Genomic DNA, 613 nt, shown 5'->3' with positions numbered 1-613 from the left:
TCCGCCGCGCCGGGCCCCGCCCCCTCCCGCGCCGCCACTCCCGGGACGACCCCGCCGGCCCGGACGTACGCCGGGCTCGGTACGCGCGATTACTCCCCTCGTGGGACGCCCGCGCCGCCCGCGCCCGGCACCGTGGAAGGCGTGAACCTCAGCCGACCCGCACGCCGGGCCTTCCTCGTCGTCCATGTCGTGGCCGCAGCCTGCTGGCTGGGGCTCTCGCTCGGACTGCTCGCCCTCGCTCTCGCCGCCGCCACCGGCGGATCCGCGGCGACCGTGGAGGCGGCGGTGCGTGCCATGAAACTCTTCGCGGACCTGCTCCTGCTGCCGATCGCGCTGCTGACCCTGACCAGCGGGCTGGTGCTGTCCCTGGGCACCGTCTGGGGGCTGGCCCGGCACCGGTGGGTCGTCACCAAGTTCTGGCTGACCCTGGCCACCACGGCCGCGACGGCCTTCGCGCTGCGGCCGGGCGTGAACGAGGCGGTGGCGGCCGTGGCCGCCGACGGGCCGCTGCCCGACGCGGGCGACGTCCTGTTCGGGCCGGTCGTCTCCCTGTCCGCCTACGTGTTCATGACCACGATCTCGGTCCTGAAGCCCTGGGGCCGGACCCGGCGCG

Annotated in this window: 1 protein-coding gene; it reads left to right on the top strand. The window is 76.0% G+C overall.

Annotated features, from left to right (window positions below):
- Window positions 1-141 precede the first annotated feature (141 nt).
- Window positions 142-613, top strand: a 472-nt coding sequence (locus G3I53_RS25855; protein ID WP_343240690.1) for a DUF2269 family protein, incomplete at its 3' end; no start/stop codon positions are given.

This window comes from Streptomyces sp. SID14436 (genome assembly GCF_010548465.1).
GTDB lineage: Bacteria > Actinomycetota > Actinomycetes > Streptomycetales > Streptomycetaceae > Streptomyces.
The sequence above is the reverse complement of the archived record's forward strand: the minus strand, read 5'-3'. Positions and strand labels throughout refer to the sequence as shown.